24 protein-coding genes and 1 tRNA gene are annotated in these 21,105 nt (G+C 68.6%); 12 read left to right on the top strand and 13 right to left on the bottom strand.

Features of this window, described 5'->3' with window-relative positions; translation table 11 throughout:
- Nucleotides 1–185 precede the first annotated feature (185 nt).
- Together C5C07_RS12545 and C5C07_RS12540 are read right to left on the bottom strand one after the other, a co-directional pair.
- Nucleotides 186–1,091, bottom strand: a complete 906-nt coding sequence (locus tag C5C07_RS12545; RefSeq protein ID WP_004975627.1) for a complex I NDUFA9 subunit family protein — start codon at nucleotides 1,089–1,091, stop codon at nucleotides 186–188.
- Nucleotides 1,092–1,234: 143 nt separating this feature from the next.
- Nucleotides 1,235–1,480 (bottom strand): hypothetical protein, encoded by a 246-nt coding sequence (locus C5C07_RS12540; RefSeq protein ID WP_008095863.1) that lies wholly within the window; start codon nucleotides 1,478–1,480, stop codon nucleotides 1,235–1,237.
- 95 nt (nucleotides 1,481–1,575) lie between these two features.
- Between C5C07_RS12540 and tmk the strand changes: the two genes are divergently transcribed.
- A complete protein-coding gene (tmk, locus tag C5C07_RS12535) occupies nucleotides 1,576–2,169 on the top strand; it encodes a dTMP kinase (RefSeq protein ID WP_004975625.1) in 594 nt (197 codons plus the stop codon).
- A gap of 19 nt (nucleotides 2,170–2,188) precedes the next feature.
- Here tmk and C5C07_RS12530 read toward each other — a convergent pair whose 3' ends face one another.
- Nucleotides 2,189–2,509, bottom strand: a complete 321-nt coding sequence (locus C5C07_RS12530) for a hypothetical protein (RefSeq protein ID WP_004975623.1) — start codon at nucleotides 2,507–2,509, stop codon at nucleotides 2,189–2,191.
- A 139-nt stretch (nucleotides 2,510–2,648) separates the two neighbouring features.
- On the opposite strand from C5C07_RS12530, the gene C5C07_RS12525 reads away from it, so the two are divergent.
- A complete protein-coding gene (locus C5C07_RS12525; RefSeq protein WP_050459501.1) occupies nucleotides 2,649–3,695 on the top strand; it encodes a thiamine pyrophosphate-dependent dehydrogenase E1 component subunit alpha in 1,047 nt (348 codons plus the stop codon).
- A 12-nt stretch (nucleotides 3,696–3,707) separates the two neighbouring features.
- Here the strand turns inward: C5C07_RS12525 and C5C07_RS12520 are convergent, their stop codons facing one another.
- Nucleotides 3,708–3,941: an Lrp/AsnC ligand binding domain-containing protein gene (locus C5C07_RS12520; protein ID WP_004975609.1), complete on the bottom strand. Its 234-nt coding sequence runs from the start codon at nucleotides 3,939–3,941 to the stop codon at nucleotides 3,708–3,710.
- A gap of 108 nt (nucleotides 3,942–4,049) precedes the next feature.
- Here C5C07_RS12520 and C5C07_RS12515 point away from each other — a divergent pair, with 108 nt between their 5' ends.
- Both C5C07_RS12515 and C5C07_RS12510 read left to right on the top strand, forming a co-directional pair.
- Nucleotides 4,050–4,733: a TrkA family potassium uptake protein gene (locus C5C07_RS12515; RefSeq protein ID WP_004975608.1), complete on the top strand. Its 684-nt coding sequence runs from the start codon at nucleotides 4,050–4,052 to the stop codon at nucleotides 4,731–4,733.
- 2 nt (nucleotides 4,734–4,735) lie between these two features.
- On the top strand, nucleotides 4,736–4,972 hold the full coding sequence (locus tag C5C07_RS12510) for an Lrp/AsnC ligand binding domain-containing protein (protein ID WP_004975606.1): 237 nt from the start codon (nucleotides 4,736–4,738) through the stop codon (nucleotides 4,970–4,972).
- Nucleotides 4,973–5,011: 39 nt separating this feature from the next.
- Here the strand turns inward: C5C07_RS12510 and C5C07_RS12505 are convergent, their stop codons facing one another.
- From C5C07_RS12505 to C5C07_RS12495, 4 genes are all read right to left on the bottom strand, one after another.
- The gene (locus C5C07_RS12505) at nucleotides 5,012–5,509 is read right to left on the bottom strand and encodes a DUF5813 family protein (RefSeq protein WP_004975605.1); all 498 of its coding nucleotides are present in this window, start codon (nucleotides 5,507–5,509) and stop codon (nucleotides 5,012–5,014) included.
- Nucleotides 5,510–5,837: 328 nt separating this feature from the next.
- Complete coding sequence (locus C5C07_RS12500; protein WP_115805177.1) at nucleotides 5,838–8,231, bottom strand: methyl-accepting chemotaxis protein; 2,394 nt, start codon at nucleotides 8,229–8,231, stop codon at nucleotides 5,838–5,840.
- Between the two features lie 115 nt (nucleotides 8,232–8,346).
- A complete protein-coding gene (locus tag C5C07_RS21705) occupies nucleotides 8,347–8,523 on the bottom strand; it encodes a hypothetical protein (RefSeq protein WP_004975603.1) in 177 nt (58 codons plus the stop codon).
- 52 nt (nucleotides 8,524–8,575) lie between these two features.
- Nucleotides 8,576–9,376: a tetratricopeptide repeat protein gene (locus C5C07_RS12495; protein WP_115805176.1), complete on the bottom strand. Its 801-nt coding sequence runs from the start codon at nucleotides 9,374–9,376 to the stop codon at nucleotides 8,576–8,578.
- A gap of 190 nt (nucleotides 9,377–9,566) precedes the next feature.
- On the opposite strand from C5C07_RS12495, the gene C5C07_RS12490 reads away from it, so the two are divergent.
- Nucleotides 9,567–10,007, top strand: a complete 441-nt coding sequence (locus C5C07_RS12490) for an ester cyclase (protein WP_004975601.1) — start codon at nucleotides 9,567–9,569, stop codon at nucleotides 10,005–10,007.
- 433 nt (nucleotides 10,008–10,440) lie between these two features.
- Here C5C07_RS12490 and C5C07_RS12485 read toward each other — a convergent pair.
- Both C5C07_RS12485 and C5C07_RS12480 read right to left on the bottom strand, forming a co-directional pair.
- Nucleotides 10,441–10,525 (bottom strand) — tRNA-Leu (locus tag C5C07_RS12485).
- A gap of 41 nt (nucleotides 10,526–10,566) precedes the next feature.
- On the bottom strand, nucleotides 10,567–10,911 hold the full coding sequence (locus C5C07_RS12480) for a ferredoxin (protein ID WP_004975600.1): 345 nt from the start codon (nucleotides 10,909–10,911) through the stop codon (nucleotides 10,567–10,569).
- A 116-nt stretch (nucleotides 10,912–11,027) separates the two neighbouring features.
- Between C5C07_RS12480 and C5C07_RS12475 the strand changes: the two genes are divergently transcribed.
- Nucleotides 11,028–12,383, top strand: coding sequence for a hypothetical protein (locus tag C5C07_RS12475; protein WP_115805175.1), 1,356 nt, complete (start codon nucleotides 11,028–11,030; stop codon nucleotides 12,381–12,383).
- Between the two features lie 55 nt (nucleotides 12,384–12,438).
- On the opposite strand, the gene C5C07_RS12470 is transcribed toward C5C07_RS12475, so the two are convergent.
- On the bottom strand, nucleotides 12,439–12,957 hold the full coding sequence (locus C5C07_RS12470) for a peptidylprolyl isomerase (protein ID WP_004975597.1): 519 nt from the start codon (nucleotides 12,955–12,957) through the stop codon (nucleotides 12,439–12,441).
- A gap of 183 nt (nucleotides 12,958–13,140) precedes the next feature.
- Here C5C07_RS12470 and C5C07_RS12465 point away from each other — a divergent pair, with 183 nt between their 5' ends.
- From C5C07_RS12465 to C5C07_RS12450, 4 genes are all read left to right on the top strand, one after another.
- Entirely contained in the window at nucleotides 13,141–14,118 is a 978-nt protein-coding gene (locus C5C07_RS12465; RefSeq protein ID WP_004975594.1) for a bile acid:sodium symporter family protein, read from the top strand.
- An 89-nt stretch (nucleotides 14,119–14,207) separates the two neighbouring features.
- Nucleotides 14,208–14,447 carry a DUF2892 domain-containing protein gene (locus tag C5C07_RS12460; protein WP_004975593.1) on the top strand — a complete coding sequence of 80 codons (240 nt, stop codon included), beginning with the start codon at nucleotides 14,208–14,210 and terminating at the stop codon, nucleotides 14,445–14,447.
- Between the two features lie 75 nt (nucleotides 14,448–14,522).
- Nucleotides 14,523–15,548, top strand: a complete 1,026-nt coding sequence (locus C5C07_RS12455) for a succinylglutamate desuccinylase/aspartoacylase family protein (protein WP_115805174.1) — start codon at nucleotides 14,523–14,525, stop codon at nucleotides 15,546–15,548.
- A gap of 39 nt (nucleotides 15,549–15,587) precedes the next feature.
- Nucleotides 15,588–15,944, top strand: coding sequence for a hypothetical protein (locus tag C5C07_RS12450; protein ID WP_115805173.1), 357 nt, complete (start codon nucleotides 15,588–15,590; stop codon nucleotides 15,942–15,944).
- 34 nt (nucleotides 15,945–15,978) lie between these two features.
- Here the strand turns inward: C5C07_RS12450 and C5C07_RS12445 are convergent, their stop codons facing one another.
- Nucleotides 15,979–17,061 (bottom strand): anthranilate phosphoribosyltransferase, encoded by a 1,083-nt coding sequence (locus tag C5C07_RS12445; protein WP_115805172.1) that lies wholly within the window; start codon nucleotides 17,059–17,061, stop codon nucleotides 15,979–15,981.
- A 108-nt stretch (nucleotides 17,062–17,169) separates the two neighbouring features.
- On the opposite strand from C5C07_RS12445, the gene C5C07_RS12440 reads away from it, so the two are divergent.
- Nucleotides 17,170–18,213 carry an Lrp/AsnC family transcriptional regulator gene (locus tag C5C07_RS12440; protein WP_115805171.1) on the top strand — a complete coding sequence of 348 codons (1,044 nt, stop codon included), beginning with the start codon at nucleotides 17,170–17,172 and terminating at the stop codon, nucleotides 18,211–18,213.
- Between the two features lie 55 nt (nucleotides 18,214–18,268).
- On the opposite strand, the gene C5C07_RS12435 is transcribed toward C5C07_RS12440, so the two are convergent.
- Nucleotides 18,269–19,138 carry a PHP domain-containing protein gene (locus C5C07_RS12435; protein WP_004975586.1) on the bottom strand — a complete coding sequence of 290 codons (870 nt, stop codon included), beginning with the start codon at nucleotides 19,136–19,138 and terminating at the stop codon, nucleotides 18,269–18,271.
- Nucleotides 19,139–19,345: 207 nt separating this feature from the next.
- Between C5C07_RS12435 and C5C07_RS12430 the strand changes: the two genes are divergently transcribed.
- Nucleotides 19,346–21,091, top strand: a complete 1,746-nt coding sequence (locus C5C07_RS12430) for a Rieske (2Fe-2S) protein (protein WP_115805170.1) — start codon at nucleotides 19,346–19,348, stop codon at nucleotides 21,089–21,091.
- Nucleotides 21,092–21,105 lie beyond the last annotated feature (14 nt).

Here is a 21,105-nt window from a genome sequence, read left to right as displayed (position 1 = left end):
AATTGCAGTACGAACGCAGACATAAGCGTTGTGATGGGGAAGTGTATATCCATCGTCAGATTATCGGCGAAAAACGGCGACACGAAACCGGTGTTAATCGGACATTATCCCGTGAGAACGGCTAATACCGGCGAAATGGGCCGGAGTTCACAACCGATTAACTCCCGCCAAACGTCGGACGGCCGTCAGTTTCGCTCGGCGAGGTACGCGCCGAGCGTCTTCATCGACGAGGTGTCGACGCCGAAGACGCCCACGTCGTTCTGGTCGGTCGTGTTGTCGAACTGGAGCGAGCGGTACTGGTCTTTCCCCATCGGGAAGCCGGGGACCGCTCCGAGGACGGTCAGGCCGACGCCCGCGAGACCCATCGGCAGCGGGACGATAGTGATGGACTTGTTCTCGGCGTCGTACACCATCTCCGTGATTTCGCGGAGCGTGAGCTTTTCGGGGCCGCCGATGCGGTAGGTCTCGCCGACGCGGTCGTCGTCCTCGACACCGTCGGCGAGCATCGGGACGAGGTCGCCGACCCAGATGGGCTGGAAGCGCGTCTTCCCGTTGCCCGGAAGCGGGTACAGCGGGACGCCGGGGGCGAACATCCCCTTGAGCCGCTTCGTGAAGGAGACGAACTCGCCGCCGTCGCCGAAGACGACCGACGGGCGGAAGATGACCCAGTCGAGCCCCGACGATTTGACCGCCTGCTCGGCTTTCCCCTTCGAGCGGATGTAGGCGGTGTCGCCGTCGGTGTCGGCCCCGAGCGCGCTCATCTGGACGAGCCGGGACACGTCGTTGGCCTCCGCGGCCTTCACGACGTTTTCGGTCCCCTGCCAGTGGACGATGTCGTGCATCCGGTTGCCGCCCTTCGGCTCGAACAGCGGCGAGAGCGCGACGAGGTTCACGACCGCGTCTTTCCCCTCGAACGCGCCCGCGATGGAGTCGTAGTCCGTCACGTCTCCCATCGCCTTCTCGACGCCGTCGGGGAGGTCCTCGCTGTTCGGACTCCGCGACATCGCGGTCACGCTGTGTCCCCGCGACTGCAGTTCGCGGCAGAGATGGCTCCCGATGAATCCGCTTCCGCCGACGACAAGGACTTTCATGGCGTAATATTCGGCGGAATGAGGGTAAAGCTAACGGGGGATAGAGGTCGATTTCGCCGGGGAACGCTCCGATGGGAACGGCGCTCCCCGAACGGGCGTGTTCGACGCTCCGACCCGCGGCGACGGTTTCCGCGCGGACCCGCTCAGAAGAGAACCGAGGGCGCGACCGAGCCGTCGGTGCGCTTTACCATCCGACCGATTCGGTCGTAGACCACTATCTCCGCGGTCGCCTCGGGACACTCGTCGGGCGCGTCGCTCGGGTGGTCGACCTCGGACTGTTTCGTCGCGAACGACGTGTCAGTCGGGGGGACGCTCTCGTCGAAGCGGACGACGCTGTACGGTTTCTCTCTCGGTAGGAGGTCGTTCCACCACTCTCGGGTGGCTGTCACTGTCTCACGTATCGGTTTGCGTTGACATTATCGTTGCGGCGGCGCGCTTCGGCGCGCTTCGGCGCGCTTTTTCCGGAGCGCCGAGTTGGTAGGGTATGCTCGTCACGCTCGAAGGGCTCGACGGGAGCGGGAAGACGACCGTCTGGGAGGCGCTCCACGACGCGTACCCCGACGCCGTCTTCACGCGCGAGCCCACGTCGGACTCGTGGTACGGAGACGCCGTCAACCGCGCTATCGCCGACGACGACGCCGACCCGCTCGCCACGCTGTTCCTCTTTACCGCCGACCACGCGGACCACCTCTCGCGGGTCGTCCGTCCGGCCCTCGCCGACGGCGACCTCGTCATCTCCGACCGTTACTCCGACTCGCGGTACGCCTATCAGGCCGCCTCGCTCCGCGACAGCGACCTCAGACGCCCGATGGAGTACATCAGGGGCATCCACACGGCGTTCACTCGGCCGCCGGACAAGACCATCTACCTCGACGTGGACCCCGAGACGGCCGCCGCGCGCAGCGGCGCGACGAACAAGTTCGAACAGGCGGCGTACCTCGCGGACGTGCGCGCCAACTACGAGCGCCTCATCGAGGCCGAACCGGAGCGGTTCGTCCGCGTCGACGCGACGCGGTCGCCCGAGGACGTGCTCGACGCCGTCGAGGCGGCGCTCGAAGAGATTCTCGCGGAGAACTAGTCACCGACCGACTCACGCCTCACCGCGAGTTCGGGAGGTTCTCGTACTCCTCCGGCGGCGGGACGTAGAGCGTGTCGATGGTGAACCCGAGCGCGAGCGGCATCCCTATCATCACGCCGAGCGCGGCCGTGGGGCTGCCGAGATCAACGCCGATGCCGAACACGCCGGAGAACACCAGCGTCGAGACGAACAGCACGAGCGGGATGAGAAACACGGCGTACAGGATGTAGCCCCACTGCGTCTTCAGTCGAAGGCGGAAAAAGCGGGTCATGACCGCCGCGATGAGCGTGTGGAGGGCGATGACCGCGCCCATGAGCACGAGGTTGACCACCGAGACCATAGCCGACCTACGGAGGCGGTGGTCTTTGGCCTGTCGCTCTCGGTGACCCGCTCGTCCCGCGCCGCCGTCGGTCGAACCGCCCGCCTCGGCCGCCCCGCGGACGGGTGATGTTTATCACGAAGGACCGTGACTCACCGCCATGCACCGACTCATCGCAGAGCGCGGGCTGGACGACACGGGTTTCACCGCAGACGACGCCCGCGCCGCCCTCCGCGACATGATTCGAGCGCGACGGTTCGACGAGCGTGCACTCGCCCTCCAGCGACGCGGATGGATGAGCGGCTACCCGCCGTTCCGCGGACAGGAAGCCTCCCAAATCGGGGCCGCCCACGCCATGCGCGACGACGACGTGTTGCTGCCCACCTATCGGTCGAACGCCCTCCAACTCGCCCGCGGCGTGCCGCCGAGCGACATCCTCCTCTTTCGGCGCGGTCACGCCGAGTACGACTCGGACCACGACGTGCCGGTGTTCCCGCAGGCGGTCCCCATCGGGAGCCAGATTCCCCACGCCGCCGGCGTCGGCATGGCCGCGAACTACCGCGGCGACGACTACGGGGCGCTGGTCTGCTTCGGCGACGGCGCGACCTCCGAGGGCGACTTCCACGAGGGGCTGAACTTCGCCGGCGTCTTCGACGCGCCGGTCGTCTTCTTCTGCGAGAACAACGGCTGGGCGATTTCGCTCCCCCGCGAGCGCCAGACAGCGAGCGAGTCCATCGCGGCGAAGGCTGACGCCTACGGGATGGACGGCATGCAGGTCGACGGCAACGACCCCCTCGCGGTCAGGGAGGCCGTCGAGCGCGGCTTCGAGAAGGCTCGCGCCGGCGAGCCGGTGCTCATCGAGAGCCTCACCTACCGACAGGGACCGCACACGACCGCCGACGACCCCTCGCGCTACCGCGACGACGACCCGGAACTCCCCGAGTGGCGGACGCGCGACCCCCTCGACCGCTTCGAGTCGTTCTGCCGCGAGCAGGGCCTCGTCGACGACGCGGCGCTCGACGCCATGCGCGACGACGCCGACGAGGAACTGCGCGGGGCCGTCGAGCGCGCCGAGGCGACGCCCGAACCGGGGACCGACGAGCTGTTCGACAACGTCTACGAGGAACTGCCGCCGGAGCTCGCCCGCCAGCGCGAGGAACACGTCGCGTTCGTCGAGCGCAACGGACCGTTCGACATCGAGCGCTGAGCGCGCGGTCCCTCAGTCGTCCAGCGAGATGTACGTCTTCGTGTCGGCGACGCCCTCTAAGCTCTGGACGCGGCTCGACGCCGTCTTCAGCACCTCGTAGACCGCGTCGGTGTCGACCTCGGCGATGATGTCGTACGCGCCCGCGACGATGTGCGCCTCCGTCACCGTCTCGAAGTCGCGGATGGGACCGAGAAGCTGTTCCGACTCGCCGGCTCCGGTCTTCACCATGATGAACGCGTGAACCATGCGTGAGATATTCTACCACGGTCGTCAAAAGCCTTGCTTCGACCGAGCGCGGCCCCTTCGGTCGAATCGGGGGAAGGTTATTTGCCTCCGCCGACATACCGTCTTATCATGCGGTTCGTTATCATTGGTGCTGGACGGGTTGGGCTGCGCACCGCTCGCGTCCTCCGCGAGGAGGGTCACGACATCGTCCTGGTGGAGTTGGACCGCGACCGGGTCAAGCGGGCCCGCGAAGCGGACTTCGAGGTGGTCGAAGGCGACGGCTCCCGCGAGGAGGTGCTCGTCGACGCCGGTATCGAGGCGGCCGACGCCCTCGGCGCGCTCACCGCCGACCTCAACGTGAACTTCGCGGCGTGCATGATCGGCAAGCACTTCGGCTGTCGGACGGTGCTCCGGGTCGACGAGGACTACCGCGAGGAGGTGTACCAGAAGTACGCGAAGGAAGTGGACGAAATCGTCTACCCCGAGCGCCTCGGCGCTATCGGCGCGAAGAACGCGCTCCTCGGCGGGTCCATCCGCGCCATCGCGGACATCGCCCAACACCTGCAGGTCATCCTCGTGACGGTGACGGAGGAGTCGCCGATGAACGGCTACAGTATCGAGGAGGTTGCGCTTCCGGCGAACGCCCGCGTCCTCGCGTTCGGGAAGAAAGACGGCCCGATGGGCATCCCGCTTTCCGACGACTCGCTGGAGACGGGTGACCGCGTGGCCGTCCTCGCGGACTTCGACGTGCTCAACGACGTGCGACAACTGCTCGTCGGCGACGAGGTCGTCACCGCGGCGGGAGGTGCGTGACGATGGTCTACGCGTACATCATGGTCAAGGCCGCGCCGGTCTCCGACGGTATCGACCAGCTGAAACAGGAGCTGTTGGCCGTCTCGGACGGCATCGTCAGCGCCCACATCGTCGCCGGCGACGTGGACTTCATCGTGAAAGTCGAGGTGGACACCCCCGCCGACGTGAAGGACATCGCCGGCGGCATCCAGTCGGTTCCGGGCATCGAGGACACCCAGACGTACATCGCGATGGACTGAGTCGACGCGTACTCCGCGTGCCCCCGAACGACTCGTTCCTCAGAAGCCCGCGCCGGCGGCGTCTCGCGCGTTCTGGATGAGGCTCGTCACCGGTTCCCCGTAGTCGTAGCCGGGGATGATGCCCTCGACGAACGTGCCCTCGACGTAGTCGATGACCGCGCCGGCGTCGTCGACGCCGCGGCGCTCGTTGACGTCGGCGAAACTCGCCCGGACGACCGCCTCGTCGCCCGCCCGCGTCACGTCGGGGTCGAGGTCGTGGTCGCCGGCGACGACGCCGTTCACGTCTTCGAGGCGGAGTTCGAAGGTGTCGTACCAGCCGTCTTCGACGACGGGTGCCACGTCGTCGGCGACCGCCGAGAGCATCGGCACGCGGACCTCCACGCCGAACTCGACGTGGCCGCTCTCCTGTGCCGCGACGCTGACGGTGCCGTCGAACGGCGTCGTCACGGACTCGAAGGTGCGGTCGTCGACCCGCTCGAACGACCCGTGGTCGCCGAACGCGCGGCGGACCCGACCGGGGATGTCGTCTTCGCTCATGCCCGGACGAAGGTCCCGACGGGAGAAAAGCCCGTTGCGTCGCGAGCGCCCTCGAATCGCCCGCCAGCGCCGGATTTGGGCGAATGGCGGCACGTTTAAGTATCTCGCCGCACTCCATTCAGGTGACGCTTCGCTTTGGAGGGCCGAAGCGTCAGCGGGGACCAATCTAGGGCGGCATTTGCCGCGCGGGCCGCTCCCGTGCGGCTGCCTATCCCTTTCTCACGAAACTCACATCGAAGAGCCGACGGCTCGCGTTCGCGCGCTCGAATCGAACAACCGAATCGAGTGATATCCTCCCCAGTAAAAACCCGCCAGCGACGCGGCCGCGTCAGTTCTCGTTCGGTCCGTCGCGGGTAGATTCGAGTTCTCTCGACTCGGCTCCGTCTCCGCTCGACTCGTCTCCGCCCGAGCCGTCGGTCGCGAGATCGGACATCGTCGGTGCCGAAATCGGCTCGGACTTCGTCTCGTCCGCCGCCGCGGTCGCATCGGCCTCGACTCCGGATTCTACGTCGTCGACGTCACCGTCTCGCTCCGCTTTTTCGCGTACTTCGAACCGGTCCGCGAGCGCCCGCAGTTCGTCGGTCGTCGACGAAAGCTCCTGCATCTTCCCGGCGACGGTGACCATCGCGTCGTTCTGTTCGTGGGCCGCGCCGGCCACGTCGGCCGCCTCGGTCCGCGTCTCGTCGGCGATTTCGGCCGCCTCGTCCGCGAGGCGCGCGACCGACTGCGCGGCCGACGCCTGCGAGGCGGTCGCCTCGTCGATGGCGGCGACGCCGTGGTCGACTTCCTCCAGTCGGTCGACCGCCTCGTCGATGGCGGTGACGCCGGTTTCGACCGTCTCGGAGCCCCGCGAGACGCGCTCTCGGGCGGCCGTGACCGCATCGACCGTCTCGTCGGCGGTCTCCTCGACGGACTCGATTGACGACGCGATTTCGGTCGTCGCGTCGGCGGTCTCGCCGGCGAGTGCCTTCACGCTGTCCGCGACGACGGCGAAGCCCGCGCCCGCCTCGCCGGCGCGGGCGGCCTCGATGGAGGCGTTGAGCGCGAGCAGGTTCGTCTGGTCGGCGATGTCCTCGATGAGGTCGACCACCTCGCCGATGTCGGCCACCTCGTCGCGGAGGGCTTCGACGCCCTCGGCCGCGGCCGCGACGCGTGCGTCGATGTTCGCCATCTCGTCGTGGACGGCGGCGCTCGCGTCCCGGCCCGCCTCGCCGCGGTCCGCGGCGTCACCCGCGAGGTCCGCGAGTTCGTCGGCGGAGGCGGCGACCTCCTCGACCGTCGCCGAGAGGTCCTGCATCTCCGAGGAGACCTCCGTGAGGAGCGACGCCTGCTCGGCCGCGCCCTCGGAGATGTCGGCGGTCGCCAGCTCGACTCGTTCGGAGGCGGCGCTGACCTCCTCGGTGCCGGCGGTGACGCGCTCGCCCGCCGCGTCGACCGTCGCCGCGAACGACGCGACCTGTCCGATGGTCGATTCGAGGTCGGCGAGCATCGCGTCGATGCCGTCGCCGACGGCCGCCATCGCCTCGTCGTCCGGTTCGACCGACGTGCGCACCGTCAGGTCGCCCGTCGCCGCGGCGTCCATCGTCTCGCGGTAGTCGTCGGCGGCGCTGGCGAGGTCGCGTCGGGCGTCTTCGGCGGCTTCGATGCGCTCGCGCAGACCGTCGCGCATCCCGGCGAACGCGTTCGTCAGCGCCCCGAACTCGTCGACTCTGCGGGTTTCGAGGTCAACGTCGAGGTCGCCGCCGGCGAGCGCCGCCGCCTTGGTTCGCAGTCGCCGGAGCGACAGCACCGTGTTGCGACCGATGACGACGCCGACCAGCGCGAGGCCGGCGAGGCCCACGCCGATGAGGACGGCGACGTCGCGCTCGACGACCTGCGCGACCGCGTAGGCGTTGCGCTGCGGCGCTTCCACGAGAACCGCCCAGTTCGTTCCCGAAACGGGCGCGTAGGCGACGACTTCGTCGCCCGCGTCGCCATCGCCCTCGCGCTCGATGACGCCGGTCTCGCCGCCGAGTGCGGCGTCGAGCGCCGGCGTCGCCGCGCCCGCACGGTACGTCGTGAGGACGTTCTTGCCGTACTTGTCGAAGGCGATGACACCTCCTTCAGTCACCACGCGAGTCTGCGACCCCTCGACCGGTTCGCTCAGCAGTTCGGCGTGTTTCGTCGCGTCGACGACGACCATCACCGCTCCGTCTCGACCCTCCACGGGACTGAGGAAGGCGAGGCGCTCGCTCCCGGCGTAGCGGTAGACCTCGGAGACGGCGACCGCGTCGGGGTCGTACATCGTCAGCGACCCGGTCGTCCACGACAGGCCGAGGTCCGACACCTCCTTGGCCTCTATTACGCCGTTGGTGCTGCGGACGATGTCGCGGTTCGACGGCTTCACGTAGTGGATGGCCATCACCTCGTCGGGGAGCGTGTCCTTCTCGCGTTCGAGCGTCTCGTCGATGGTGTCGGGGCCGCCCGTCTGGACGGTCTCGTACTCCGAGAGCATCCGGGTGGTCCGGGCGTAGCCGTCCATCCAACTCGACAGCCCCTCGGCCTCCAACGTGGCGACCATCTCGAGGTCGCTGTGGGTGTCGGCTCTGACCTCGGTTCCGACCGCGTCCGAGACGTACAGGCCGAAGCCGCCCATCACCGCGGCCACGAGGAGAATAACGAACAGAAACTTCCGGAGGTAGCTCCGCCTGAGCACCGCCGGAACCAGCGTGGCGAGCTTCATGCCACTTGGTAGCAAGAGAGCGACGTAAAGCGTTGTCCCGCTAGATATCAGGAATGATATTGGCGGGGAAAGCGGAGTCCTCGACTCTCACGGAATTACGAGTTCCGAGAATCGGCTACAGTTCGCTCACGGTGACGCCGAACGCGAGGGCGGCGGCTCCGGTTGCGCCACCGCCCGCGGCGAGCGGCGTCGGCAGGGCGGACACGACGCCGACGACGGCCCCGACGAGGATGAAGACGGCCATCCCGAAGAGCGCGGCGTCGAATCGCGTGACGAGGAGTCCGGGTAACACGGTCTAATTACATGTCATTAGCCGAACTGTCAAAATGTTTGTGGGTGCGGCCCTACTCGCCTCGCTCACTGACGGCCGGGTCGTCGGAGCCGTCCGCGTCGGCGACTTCGCGGGCACCGGGTTCCGCGTCACGGGCTCGGTCCGGTTCCGATTCCTCCCGCGCTTCGGGTTCGGCCTCGGTCTCGCCTTCGACGAGGTCCGCTTCGAGGAACGCCAGGGACCGGTCGCGCTCGCCCCGGACCGAGCTATCGCGCAGTCCGAGTGAGATGGCGGTGTCGAAACAGCGGACGGCTTCCTCGTGGAGGCCGCGCTCGGCGAGGAAGAAGCCGCGGTTGTACCACGCCTGCGGGAGTCGCGGGTCGAGTTCGACGGCGCGCTCGGCGCGGTCGAGCGGCCCCGACGAATCGCCGAGTTCCCACAGCGCGTACGCGAGGTTCGTCTCCGCGGCCGCGGCGTGTTCGCCGTCGTCGTCGATGCGGAGCGCCTCGCGGTACGCGCCGATTGCCTCGTCGTACTCGCCGAGTTGCGCGTGGGCGACGCCCTTGTTCACCCACGCCTCGCACGCCGTCGGCGAGTCCTCGTCGGCGTAGGCGACCGCCCGACTGAAACTGTCGACTGCCTGTTCGTACTCCTCGATGGCGGCGTAGGCCAGTCCGACCTCGACGAGCGCCGCCGCGTCGACCGCCTCGGGGTCGATTTCCGCCTCGTCCACCAGCTCGGCGAGGGCGTGGTCGTCCGCGGGGTCGACGAGCCTCCCGTTCACCCGATACGTCGGCGGGTCGAGGTCGAACCCTTCGTAGGGGTCGCCGAACCCCTGTCCATCCGAGTAGCGGTGTCTACGCGTCGAAGCCATTCCTACACGTTGGCGGGGAACCGACATAACGTGGTCGCCGGTCGCTGCCGTCCGCCTGCCCGACCGCTCGCTATCCACCACGCAGTGGATGCTATCTGGTAGCACTACGCTATGGCTCCGCGGGTCGTACGTCACGGCGGCGTTGACGCGAGGCCGGACCGGTCGCCGCGGCGACGCCGGGTGGGTACGCATGTCGACACGAACGATCACAGAGGAGAACCGCGCCCTGATTCGGACCGAGTTCGACCGGGCGTGGAACCGCGACGAACTCGACGCGCTCGACGAGTTGTACGCCGACGCCGTCCGCATCGCAACGACGCGAAGCGGGTCCGACGAGGCGCTCGTCGCGCGCGAAGACATCAAGGAACTGCACGGCGAGTGGGACGGCGCGTTCCCGGACGCGACGACCGAAATCAACGCGATGGTCGCCGAGGGCGACGCGGTGATGGTCTGGTGGACGCTCCGGGGCACGCACCTCGGGGCGTTCCGCGGCATCGAGCCGACCGGCTCGCAGGTCGAGGTCGACGGGTTCAGCTACCGCCGCATCGACGAGGGAACCATCGTCGAAGTGAAAGACGCCGCGAGCATGGCGACGCTGTTCTCGCAACTCGGCGTCGAACTACCGGCGTGAGAGCGCCGTCGGGACCGTCACCGACGCAGATTTTTGCTACTCGTGCGACCGAATCCGCGACGTCTCGTCGACGGTCGGCGAGAGCAGTAGACGGCGGGAGCTGAGGAGTGAGGGCAGTAGACGGCGGGAGCTGAGGAACCAGAGTGGTGGACGCGATGCAGGTTCTGAGAGGCGTGTGTGGGAGACGACTGGACGAGAGTTGAATCGAGCCGAGACGGTCGTCCTCGCTCCGCTCGGTCGCTGCGACTCGTCGGGTTCGAATTCGTCCGGACGCATCGCTCCGCCCACTATCGTTCGCAGAAGCGAGTGCGGGGGACGAGATTGTGAACCGTGCCGAGACGGTCTCCCTCGCTGTCGCTCGGGTGCTGCGACTCGTCGGGTTCAAATCTCTCTGGCCGCACTTGACACTCGTCACGTAGTTCCTCGGTACAAGTGCGGGGGACGAGATTTGAACTCGCGAACCCCTACGGGAGCGGATCTTAAGTCCGCCGCTTTTGGCCTAGCTCAGCCACCCCCGCGCACTCTCCCGTTCTCCGAGGGGGTGAAAAGTGCTTTCGCTTTACCAGTCGACCGAGAGGGTTCCGTCGCCGTGGGGGTTCGGCGATAGCTCCTCGTCTGTTCGGCGGTCGATGACGTGGATGACGCCGCGGCCCTTCTTCGCCGGGCAGACCTCCGCCGCCTCGATGTTCTCGTCGAGGTCGTCCTCACCGACGAAGTACGACTTAGCGCGGGCGAGACCGGTTTCGAGGTCCATCTCCCAGTTGTCGGCGACCTCCGCGCACCGGCCGGCCCCGAAGCACTTGTTCGCCTCGAAGATTATCTTGTAGGGCTTTTCGTCGACCGGCGGGGCGTTCTCGTCGGTTCCGAAGTCGCTCGGCTTCGGACGCTCGGACTCCTCGCTCATCGTCGGCCTTTGCCGCGCGGTGGTCTTTGCGCTGTCGGTCGCGCGGCGGTAGAAACCAACCCAAACCTCGGTGTGCGCCCGGTGATTCTTTCGCTATCGAGCCCTACTATCGGACGATGCGGCAGTCCCGTCGCTCGCGCTTCGGCGACCTGATTCGCGCCGCCAGTCCCAGCGACCGCCGCCGATTTCTCGCCGACCTCTGGACCGCCCGCGGGTGGGAGACAGCCGTCGAAGACCACCTCGTCGTCGCCCGCCGCGGCGACCGAATCGACCGAATCGCGGTCGTCTCTCGGTCTTGGCTTCGCCTGTCGCCGACGGTTCCGGACGGCGCGACGGTGGTCGTCGCGCTCGGTGACCCCGCGCGAACCCGACGCGCAACCCCCGAGGAAGCCCGCGTCCTCTCGGTCGACGACCTCTACGAACTCGTCCGATACGGCCTCCCCGGCGGCCGCGGCGACGACCTCGTCGCCGACCACTTCGGCGTCCGCCTCGCCGACTTGCCGGCCGACGGTGGGGGCGGGGGTGCAGGGTACACCGAGGGCGCAGGCGGCGCGCGGACCGGGCCGCTCGCGTCCGTGCTTCCGCCCTCGTTTTCGTCGCTTCCGGTCGCGCCGCTTCTTTTCGCCGCGCTCCTCGTCGCGGCGGTCGTCGTGACCGCCGGTTCGGGCGGCGTGCCGGTGCTTGGTGACGCGCTGGGCGGGCAACAGCCGTCGGTTCCGACGCCGGTCGCGACGACGCCCGAGTCGACGCCGACGCCCGAACCGCGGACGGTCGCCCCCGGCGTGACCACCGCGGGCGTCGAGAACGCGACGCTCCTCGCGGCGGCCCACCGAGGGGCCGCGGCGAACCGGTCGTACCGGTGGACCCTCCGATACCGCGAGTCCATCGCCGGCGACGAGACGGGCCGCGAGGTGGAGGTCGTCCACGTCGAGGCCCCGCACGTCTACGTCTCCGAGGTCGAGCGCGCCGGACAACTCAGGGCGTTCCCGCGCCCGACCGCCTCGGAGGACGCGTACGCCGACGGGACCACGCGCTACGCCCGCCGCCCCGCCGAGCCGGACGGCGTCGCCGCTCGCGTCCTCGACCCCGACGTGCGCGACGGGCCGGGACGGCAGGCCTCGCGCGCCGCCCGCTACCTCGAGTGGTACCTCTCGGCGGACGAGACGAGTGTGGCACGCGTGACGAGCGTGACGAACGCGACCGTCGAGAGTGGGACCCCGCTGTACCGAATCGAGGGCCGTGACACCGACTTCCCGCGGTCGCGTGACTATCGGGTCGAAGCGGTCGTGGAGGAAGGCGGGTTCGTCCGCTCGATGCGCGTCACCTACGAGACCCGCGACGGCCTCGGCGTCGAGGTCTGGTTCGCGTACGACGCGGTCGGCGAGACGACGGTGACGCGACCGGCGTGGCTCGACCGCGCCGACGGTTCGAACGGCGGTCGGACCGTCGTCCCAGCGAACGCGAGCGGGTAGCGTCCGTCGCGCTCGGTCGCGTGTCCGTCGCGCTCGGTCTCGGTGTTCGCGGCGCTTACTGCTCGACGTCGACCGATTCGAGGACCACGTCGGACACCGGCTTGTCGTTGCGGTCGGTCGGGACCGAGCCGATGTCCTCGACGACGTCCATGCCGTCGGTGACCTTTCCGAAGACGGCGTGCTTGCCGTCGAGGTGGGGCTGGGCGTCGAGCGTGATGAAGAACTGCGAGCCGTTCGTGTTGGGGCCGCGGTTCGCCATCGAGAGCACGCCGGGGCCGTCGTGGCTGAGGTCCGAGTGGAACTCGTCGTCGAAGGTGTAGCCGGGGCCGCCGCGGCCGGTCCCCGTCGGGTCGCCGCCCTGAATCATGAAGTTCGAGATGATGCGGTGAAAGAGGATGTCCTCGTAGAGGGGTTCGCCCTCCATCGTCTCGTCCGTCTCGGGGTGGACCCACGTCTTCTCGCCCGTCGCGAGGCCGACGAAGTTCTCGACCGTGTTCGGGACCTTGTCCTCGAAGAGTTCGACCGTGATGTCGCCCTTGTTCGTGTGGAGCGTGGCCGTTGGGTTGTCGCTCATACTCGACCCGTCGGGCGGGCGAGTGAAAACCGTGCCGCCTCGGTGTCGGCCGCGGCGCTGACACGACTCCGTCCGGCCCGCGTCTTCCGGTCGGTACCGCGGACTGTCACACCGACAGACGTTTCTCTCCCCCGCGACCGAGTGGTGTGAGATGACATCACAATTCGACGGAGGACGCTCCGAATGAACGCTCGCTCGACCCTCGAACGGCTGTCGGAACTCGCCAACACCTACTTCGTCGGCCTCGTGCTCCTCGCGTCGGCCGCCGCGTTGATCCAGCCGGACCTGTTCACGTGGATTGCGCCCTACATTTCGCCGCTTCTCGGGCTCATCATGCTCGGGATGGGGCTGACCCTGCAGCCCGTCGACTTCCGCCGACTCGCGGAGCGCCCGCGAGACGTGGCCATCGGCGCGCTCGCCCAGTGGCTCATCATGCCGACCGCCGCCTACGCGCTCACGGTGGTTCTCTCGCTCCCGCCGGAGCTCGCGGTCGGCGTCATCCTCGTCGGCGCGGCCCCCGGCGGCACCGCCTCGAACGTCATGGCCTACCTCGGCAAGGGCGACGTGGCGCTCTCGGTCGCCATCACGACCGTCACCACGCTGGCCGCGCCGCTCGTCATGCCCGCGTGGGTCGTCGCGCTCGCCGGCGAACAGCTCCAGGTCGGCTTCATGGACCTGTTTCTCAACATCGTGCAAATCGTCTTCATCCCGGTCGTCCTCGGCTTCGCGCTCCGCGTCGCGCTCGACCGCAACGCGCCCGAGGTCGCCGAGGTCGGCCTCGACGTGTTCCCGCTCGTCTCGGTCCTGAGCATCGTCGCCATCGTCGCGGCCGTCGTCGGCCTCAACGTCGACACCATCCTCGGCGCGGGCGCGGCCGCCATCGGGGCCGTCGTCCTCCACAACGCCATCGGCCTCGGCACCGGCTACGGCACCGGCCGCCTCGCCGGCATGTCCGAGGACCGCGTCAGAACGACGACGTTCGAGGTCGGCCTCCAGAACAGCGGGCTCGCCGCGGCCCTCGCCCTGTCGTTCTTCTCACCCGCCGCCGCCCTCCCGCCGGCGCTGTTCAGTGTCTGGCACAACATCACCGGCCCGCTACTCGCGAGCTACTTCTCCCGAAACGCGAGCGAACCGTCGGGTGGAACGCCAGCAGACGACTGAAACGCCCGAAAAATCCTCGTCATTCGCTATTGCCCGCCAGTCGGGAATCTGCGCTGGGTTAATGTATTGCGGAGAACAAGCACTACTGTATGGTACGAAACGTCGGCACGCTCGACCGAACTGTTCGCCTCGCGCTCGGCGCACTCCTCGTCGCCGGCGGCGTCGGAAGCTACGCGGGGCTGTTCTCGCTCGGGTTCGGACCGGTGCCCGCGGCGCTCGGGGCCGTGTTCGTCGCGGCCGTCGGCGTCATCCTGCTCGTGACCGGGTTTCGCCGGACGTGTCCGCTGTATCTGCCGTTCGGCATCGACACCTCGGACGACCGGAACTGACGCCCGGCATCGCCCCGCACCGCCCGCCTTTCTCGCTCCCCTAACTACAAGACACCCCACCGCGATGCGTCGGATATGCACACCGCGGAGACCGTGACGCTCACTCGCCTCCCCTCCGGCGTCCCGGTACAGACGACGGTTCACACCTACGAGCCAGCCGACGGGACAGACGGCCCGACGCTCTACGTGCAGGCCGCCCAGCACGGGCGCGAAATCAACGGCACCGAAGTGCTCCGCCGACTGCACGGCCGCCTCGAACGCGAGGAGCTTTCGGGCCGCGTCGTCGCCGTCCCCGTCGCCGACCCGCTGACGTTCGACCGCGTCTCCTACGTCACGCCAGAGGTGCTCGACTCCGTCAACTCCAACATGAACCGCGTCTGGCCGGGCGACCCCGACGGCTCGCTCCACCAGCGCATGGCCGCGAAGCTCTGGGAGTACATCGGCGACGCCGACGCCATCGTCGACCTCCACACCGGGAGCCCGGACATGCTCACCCACACCGTCTACCTCCGGGGCGACGAGGCCTCTCGCGACCTCGCGCGGGCGTTCGGCGTCGACATCCTCCTCGCGGAGGCCGCGGGCGACGAGGCCGACGACGAGTGGACCGAACGGAGCTTCGACGGCAAACTCCGCGTCGCGGCCACGAACGCGGGCATCCCCTCTATCACGCCGGAACTCGCCCACAACAAACAGCTCGTCGAGCCGGCCATCGTCGCCGGCGTCGAGGGCGTCCTCAACGTCTGCCGCGACATGGGCATCCTCTCGGGCGCGGTCGAGCCGTGGGACGGCCGCACCTACCGCAACCACCTCGGCCGCGTGCAAGCCGACGCCTCGGGGCTGTTCGTCGCCCGCGAGGACGTCGAACTCGCCCGCGAGGTCCGCCCCGGCGACCACCTCGGCTGGGTGTACGACCCGACCACCTACGAGGTGCTCCAGGAGGTCGAAGCCGAGCGCGCGGGTCTCGTCTACTCCATCGCCCGCGAGGCGACGGTCACGGCCGGCGAGACGCTCGTCGGCATCGCGCTCCCGCTGGACGCCGACGAGGGAGATGCCGAGGATGGCGACCCCTTCGACGAGGCCGACGGCGACCTCGACATATAGGACAGAAGACACTTATCTACACTCGACGGTCGGATTCGTATGGACCGCCGCGCCGCGCTCTCGCTCCTCTCGATTCTCCTCGTCGTCGCCGCGGGCACCGTCTTCGTTCTCGATAGCGAGGCTCGGCGGCGGGCGATTGCGGCGGAAGAAACGCGCCTCGGGACCGAGCTGGCGGCCAGCGAGTGCATCAACACCTACGGCACGTCGGCGACCGTCAGCGACGAATCGGCGTCGGTCGTCGGTCGGAGCCTCGACGGCTGGACGGTTCGCGTCTCGCACCCGTACTGGTACAGCACGAACCGGTCACACGGCGACACGTCGTCAGAATCGGTCTACGTCGTGGGGCCGGATTCGGTTCGGTACGCGGGCGGCGAACCGGTCGGGCCGGCGTGTTGAAGCGAACGCCTTCGAGTCGGCTGCGACTGCGAGTTCAGAACTCGCGCAGGTCTTCGAGCACGGCTTCCGCGTCGCCGGAGGCGATGGCGTCGCGGGCCATGTCGAGCCCCTCGTCGATGGTTTCGGCGTCCTCGCGGGCGTAGATGCGGAGCGCCGCGTTGAGGGCGACGGCGTCGGCGAAGCGGTCCTCGCGGTCGCCGGCGAGCACGGCTTCGGTGATTTCGGCGGAGTCGCCGGCCACGTCGTCCTCGTCGACGCCGAGGTCGTCGTACTCGAAGTCCATGCCGTACTCGGCGGTCTCGATGTCGAAGTCGTCGAAGGTGGCCTCGCCGTCGTCGCCGGCGGTCCACTCGGCGACCTTCGTGTAGCCGGGGCGGATGTCGTCGTAGCCCTCCATGCCCTGGAACATGAGCACGCGGTCGAGGTCGTGGTGCTCGCTCGCCTCGAAGGTGTTGACCATCTTCTTGGCGAACGCGAGGTGGTAGAACGAGCCGAGGTGAACCGAGGCGTTCGCGGGGTTGGCGATGGTCTCGATGGTGTTGACGAACGTCCGGACGCCCATGTTGTCGCGGCGCTCCCAGAGGGCGTGGATGGCGGGGTTAAATCGCGGCTGGTAGTAGAAGCCGAAGCCGGTGTCGTCGACCATGTCGGCGGACTCGTCGGGGTCGAGCTCCGTGCGGACGCCGAGTTCGTCGAGGACGTGCTTGTAGGCGTCCTGCTTCTGGGTCGGGACGCGGTCGCCGGAGTGGACGACGACGGGCGTGCCGGCCGCGGCGGCGACGACGCCGGCGGCGACGCCGAGGATGGCGGTCTTGCCCTTGCCGTCGTAGTTCGCGCCGCAGTCGACGGGGTCGACTTCGGGTTCGGCGTACTCAACGTGTTCAGCCATCACGTCGGTGTAGGCGGCGAGTTCCTCCGCGTTGTTGTGCTTCCAGCGGTTGGCGAGCCAGAACGCGCCGAGCGTCGTGTGGTCCGGTTCGCCGGCGAGGATGCGGCGCATCGCCTCGGACGCCTGCTCGCGGCTCATGTCCTCGGCGGACTTCGTGCCCGTGCCGACGACTTCCGTCATCAGACGCTTCAGCGGCCATTCCCCGAACTCGCTGTCGACTACTGCCATGCGCCTGTGTTCGGGCGAGCGGTCAAAAAACGTCCCGTTCGGTCCCGCCGGCCGGGAGCGACGACGCCGTCCGAAAGCGATAGGCTTCCCGACTCCTAACGCCGGGTAATGAGCGCGTTGTCGGACGATTGGCGGGACGGCATCGACGAGGTCGATGCGGCGCTTATCGACGAATACCAAAGCGGCTTCCCGGTCGAACAGCGGCCGTTCCGCGTCGTCGCCGCGGAGTTAGGCATCGACGAGGACGACGCCCTCGACCGCGTCCGTCGGCTCCGCGAAGACGGCATCTTCCGGCGATTCGGCCCGGTGCTCAACCCGCCCGTCATCGGCAGTTCGACGCTCGCGGCCGTCTCGGCCCCCGAGGAACGCTTCGAAGAGGTCGCCGAACTCATCAACGGCTACCGCCAAGTCAACCACAACTACCGCCGCGCCCACGAGTGGAACATGTGGTTCGTCGTCACCGCCGGTTCCCACGAGACGCGCGACCGCATCCTCGCCGAAATCGAGGAGCGGACCGGCTGCGAGGTGCTGAACCTCCCGATGCTCACCGACTACTACATCGACCTCGAGTTCCCCATCGTCAACGACGACCGCTTCGCCCGCGAGAGCCTCGGCGAGACCGACGTGAGCGCCACCCGCATCTCCGAGGACGCGACCGGCGACCTCTCGTCGCTCGAAGCCCGCCTGCTCGTGGAGATTCAGGGCGGCTTCCCGCTGTCGAAGACGCCCTACCGCGACGTCGCCGACGCCCTCGACGCCGAGGTCGACGACGTGCTCGTCGCCGTCGAGCGCCTGCTCGCCGACGGCTGTATCAAGCGCATCGGCTGCATCGTCAACCACATCGTCACGGGCTTTCGGAACAACTGCATGGTCGTCTGGAACGTCCCCGACGACGAACTCGACGCCCGCGGCGAGGCCGTCGGGAGCCTCCCGTACGTCACGCTCTGTTACCACCGCCCGCGCCGCCCCGAACAGGGCTGGGAGTACAACCTCTTTACCATGATTCACGGCAGGGACGCCGACGCCGTCGACGAGAAGATAGACGAACTGGCCGACGACCACCTGCCGTTCGACCACGAGCGACTCTACTCGACGGCGAAGCTGAAACAGACCGGCGCGCAGTACGAGGAGCTCGTGGGCTCCGACGACTGAGGACAGAACAAAACTCGCTTTTCGACGTCCGCGCCGGCGTCCGCGGTACTGCCCGCTACCGCGAGAGCGGCGACAGCCGGTAGAGCATCCGCGCGGCCTGCGCGACGCCGGTCTTCGCCAGCGACCCGCTCTTGAGCGCGCCGAGTTTCGCGTAGTAGCCGGACTTGAACGCGCCCTTCTTGGCGAGGAGTGCGCTCCCGAGCGCCCCGCGTTTGGCGTAGTACGCGGACTTCCGTCCGGCCGCGCCGGCGTAGTGTTGCGTGCTCGTCGGAATCGGCGTCCGCCGGCCCTGCACCTCGGTCGAGCCGCTTCGGATGGCGTCTAAGATGTCGTCGCCGCTGAGGGAAGCCCGCGACACGTCGGGGATGTCGATTTCCGTGTAGGCGCGGCCGACGTACCCGACCTTGTGGGCGTCGCTCCCGGCGACGCCGGGGTACTGGCGCTTCGCGGCGAACCGGCGGGCGCGGCGGTTCTTGTACCCCGTGAAGAGCCACGAGTTGTACGTCTCGATGGCGTCGAAGGCGTCGCCGCCCGCGGCGTCGTGATACCGGCCGAGCCGACGGCGACCGATGCCGTGTCGGCTCCGCTGGAAGGGGTGCGGGACGATGGCGACGCCGCCGCGCTCGCGCACCCAGCGGGCCGTCTCGTCCAACGGGCGACGCCGCGGCGGAAGCTCCTCCACGCCGAGCGCGAGGAGGTGGCCGTCGGCCGTCGAGACTTCCACGCCGGGGATGCCGACGAGGCCGTACATCGGCGCGAGTTGCGCCGCTCGGAGCGACTCGTCGATGACGTCGTGGTCGGTGACGACGACGGCGTCCAACCCGATTTCGGCGGCCTGCTCCAAGATGAGCTCCACCGGGTCGTGCGCGTCGTACGAGCCTTCCGAGTGCACGTGGGGGTCGATGCGGACGGTCAGCGCGGACACGACTCCTCGTTAGGTCTCGGCGAGGAAAAAGACACGCCCGAATCGTGCTAGCTCGCGGCACGGCGGTTCATCGGTCGGTGAATCCCGAATTCACTCGAAACCGGCAGTGAGAGGGCCTCGGATGCGGAGTTTTCGGGAACACATCACGTCGCCGACGTAAATTCGCTTCAGCGAATCTTTAGGAATTATCGTGTCGAACGTGTGCACATGGCATCCGAAAACCGCTTTCACCCCGCCGTCGACCTCGCGGACCTCCGCGAGTCCGGCCGCGAACTGGTCGCGCTGGACGGACGCTCTATCGCCCTCTTCGACCACGAGGGGTCCGTCAGAGCCGTCGACAATGCTTGTCCGCACATGGGTTTCCCGCTCGCTCGCGGCTCCGTGGACGAGGGCGTGCTGACCTGTCACTGGCACCACGCCCGGTTCGAACTCTCCTGCGGCGACACCTTCGACCCGTGGGCCGACGACGTGCGGACCTACCCCGTGGAGGTGCGCGACGGGACGGTTTACGTCGACCCGAACCCCGACCCGGACGAACCGCCGGCGGTCCGCTGGTCGAACCGGCTGGAAGACGGCCTCGAACAGAACCTCCGACTGGTCGTCGCGAAGTCCGTCATCGGCCTCCTCGACGCCGACGTCGAGCCGACGGAGCCGCTTTCGACCGGCGTCCGGTTCGGCTGTCGCTACCGGCGCGACGGCTGGGGGTCGGGTCTCACTATCCTGACCGCGATGGCGAACGTCCTCCCCGACCTCGACCCCGACGACCGAAAGCGCGCGCTCTATCAGGGACTCGTCCACGTCGCGGGCGACGCCTCCGGCGAACCGCCGCAGTTCGAACAGGACGCCCTCGGCGCGACCGACACCGACTTCGACCGCCTGCGGTCGTGGTTCCGCGAGAACGTCGAGGTCCGCGACCCCGACGGGGCGGAGCGCGTCCTCCGGACCGCAATCGCGGCCGGCCGCGACGACGCCGAACTCGCCGGCATGGTCGCCGCCGCGGCCACCGACCACCGATACCTCGACACGGGGCACGTCCTCGACTTCGTCAACAAGGCCTGCGAGGCGCTCGACCACGTCGGCTGGGACCGCGCCGACGAGGTCCTCCCGAGCCTCGTTCGCGGACTCGCCCGCGCCGACCGGGCCGAGGAGTCCGCCGAGTGGCGTCGCCCAATCGACCTCGCGGGAACGCTCGACGACGTGTTCGACGACCTCGACGACCACGCCGACGCCGGCGCGGGCGAGACGTGGTCCCGACCGGACGGCCTGCTCGACACCCTCCTCGGCGACGACCCGCACGCCGTCGTCGACGCGCTGACCGAGGCGATTCGAGGCGGCGCGACGCCCGCCCAACTCGCCGATGTCGTCGTCTTCGCCGCCGGCACGCGGGTCGCGCGCTTCTCGACCACCAACGAGTTCGGCGACTGGAACACGGTCCACCACACGTTCACCTACGCCAACGCGGTCCACCGGCTCGCCGAGCGGACGGGCGCGAGAGAACTCTACCGCGGCGCGTTCGACGCCGCCGTCAACGTCTACCTCGACCGGTTCCTGAACACGCCCCCGGCCCCGCTTCCCGACCCGACGCCCGACACCGACCCGGCGGAAGCACTCGAAACGCTGTCCGCGGCCTTCGACGCCGAGGGGCGGGTGAACGACGCCGGACGGGCGACCGCGGGGTTCCTCGACGGCGGCGGCGACCCGGCGAGGCTCCGCCGCGAACTCGGGGGCGCGCTGCTCCGCGAGGACGCTGGCTTCCACACCTACCAGGCGCTCGAAGCCGGGTTCAGGCAGGCGGCGACGCGGCCGCCCGAGGAGGCGCGGACGCTCCTCGTCGGCGTCGCGCGCTACCTCGCGGCGCACTCGCCGACGCGCCGGGAGCGAGAACAGACGTTCGGCATCGCCGCGCGGCTCCAGCGCGGCGAGTCGGTGTACGGCGAAGACGTCGACATCTGAGGCCGCGTCGGGGT

The organism is Haloferax sp. Atlit-4N (genome assembly GCF_003383025.1).
Lineage (GTDB): Archaea > Halobacteriota > Halobacteria > Halobacteriales > Haloferacaceae > Haloferax > Haloferax gibbonsii.
This window is presented reverse-complemented; position numbering and strand designations above follow the sequence as displayed.

Excerpts from the sequence above, each read along its gene's own strand:
- C5C07_RS12545 (WP_004975627.1), bottom strand. The coding sequence starts at position 1,091 with ATGAAAGTCCTTGTCGTCGGCGGAAGCGGATTCATCGGGAGCCATCTC.
- tmk (WP_004975625.1), top strand. The coding sequence starts at position 1,576 with ATGCTCGTCACGCTCGAAGGGCTCGACGGGAGCGGGAAGACGACCGTC.
- C5C07_RS12530 (WP_004975623.1), bottom strand. The coding sequence starts at position 2,509 with ATGGTCTCGGTGGTCAACCTCGTGCTCATGGGCGCGGTCATCGCCCTC.
- C5C07_RS12525 (WP_050459501.1), top strand. The coding sequence starts at position 2,649 with ATGCACCGACTCATCGCAGAGCGCGGGCTGGACGACACGGGTTTCACC.
- C5C07_RS12520 (WP_004975609.1), bottom strand. The coding sequence starts at position 3,941 with ATGGTTCACGCGTTCATCATGGTGAAGACCGGAGCCGGCGAGTCGGAA.
- C5C07_RS12515 (WP_004975608.1), top strand. The coding sequence starts at position 4,050 with ATGCGGTTCGTTATCATTGGTGCTGGACGGGTTGGGCTGCGCACCGCT.
- C5C07_RS12510 (WP_004975606.1), top strand. The coding sequence starts at position 4,736 with ATGGTCTACGCGTACATCATGGTCAAGGCCGCGCCGGTCTCCGACGGT.
- C5C07_RS12505 (WP_004975605.1), bottom strand. The coding sequence starts at position 5,509 with ATGAGCGAAGACGACATCCCCGGTCGGGTCCGCCGCGCGTTCGGCGAC.
- C5C07_RS12500 (WP_115805177.1), bottom strand. The coding sequence starts at position 8,231 with ATGAAGCTCGCCACGCTGGTTCCGGCGGTGCTCAGGCGGAGCTACCTC.
- C5C07_RS12495 (WP_115805176.1), bottom strand. The coding sequence starts at position 9,376 with ATGGCTTCGACGCGTAGACACCGCTACTCGGATGGACAGGGGTTCGGC.
- C5C07_RS12490 (WP_004975601.1), top strand. The coding sequence starts at position 9,567 with ATGTCGACACGAACGATCACAGAGGAGAACCGCGCCCTGATTCGGACC.
- C5C07_RS12480 (WP_004975600.1), bottom strand. The coding sequence starts at position 10,911 with ATGAGCGAGGAGTCCGAGCGTCCGAAGCCGAGCGACTTCGGAACCGAC.
- C5C07_RS12475 (WP_115805175.1), top strand. The coding sequence starts at position 11,028 with ATGCGGCAGTCCCGTCGCTCGCGCTTCGGCGACCTGATTCGCGCCGCC.
- C5C07_RS12470 (WP_004975597.1), bottom strand. The coding sequence starts at position 12,957 with ATGAGCGACAACCCAACGGCCACGCTCCACACGAACAAGGGCGACATC.
- C5C07_RS12465 (WP_004975594.1), top strand. The coding sequence starts at position 13,141 with ATGAACGCTCGCTCGACCCTCGAACGGCTGTCGGAACTCGCCAACACC.
- C5C07_RS12460 (WP_004975593.1), top strand. The coding sequence starts at position 14,208 with ATGGTACGAAACGTCGGCACGCTCGACCGAACTGTTCGCCTCGCGCTC.
- C5C07_RS12455 (WP_115805174.1), top strand. The coding sequence starts at position 14,523 with ATGCACACCGCGGAGACCGTGACGCTCACTCGCCTCCCCTCCGGCGTC.
- C5C07_RS12450 (WP_115805173.1), top strand. The coding sequence starts at position 15,588 with ATGGACCGCCGCGCCGCGCTCTCGCTCCTCTCGATTCTCCTCGTCGTC.
- C5C07_RS12445 (WP_115805172.1), bottom strand. The coding sequence starts at position 17,061 with ATGGCAGTAGTCGACAGCGAGTTCGGGGAATGGCCGCTGAAGCGTCTG.
- C5C07_RS12440 (WP_115805171.1), top strand. The coding sequence starts at position 17,170 with ATGAGCGCGTTGTCGGACGATTGGCGGGACGGCATCGACGAGGTCGAT.
- C5C07_RS12430 (WP_115805170.1), top strand. The coding sequence starts at position 19,346 with ATGGCATCCGAAAACCGCTTTCACCCCGCCGTCGACCTCGCGGACCTC.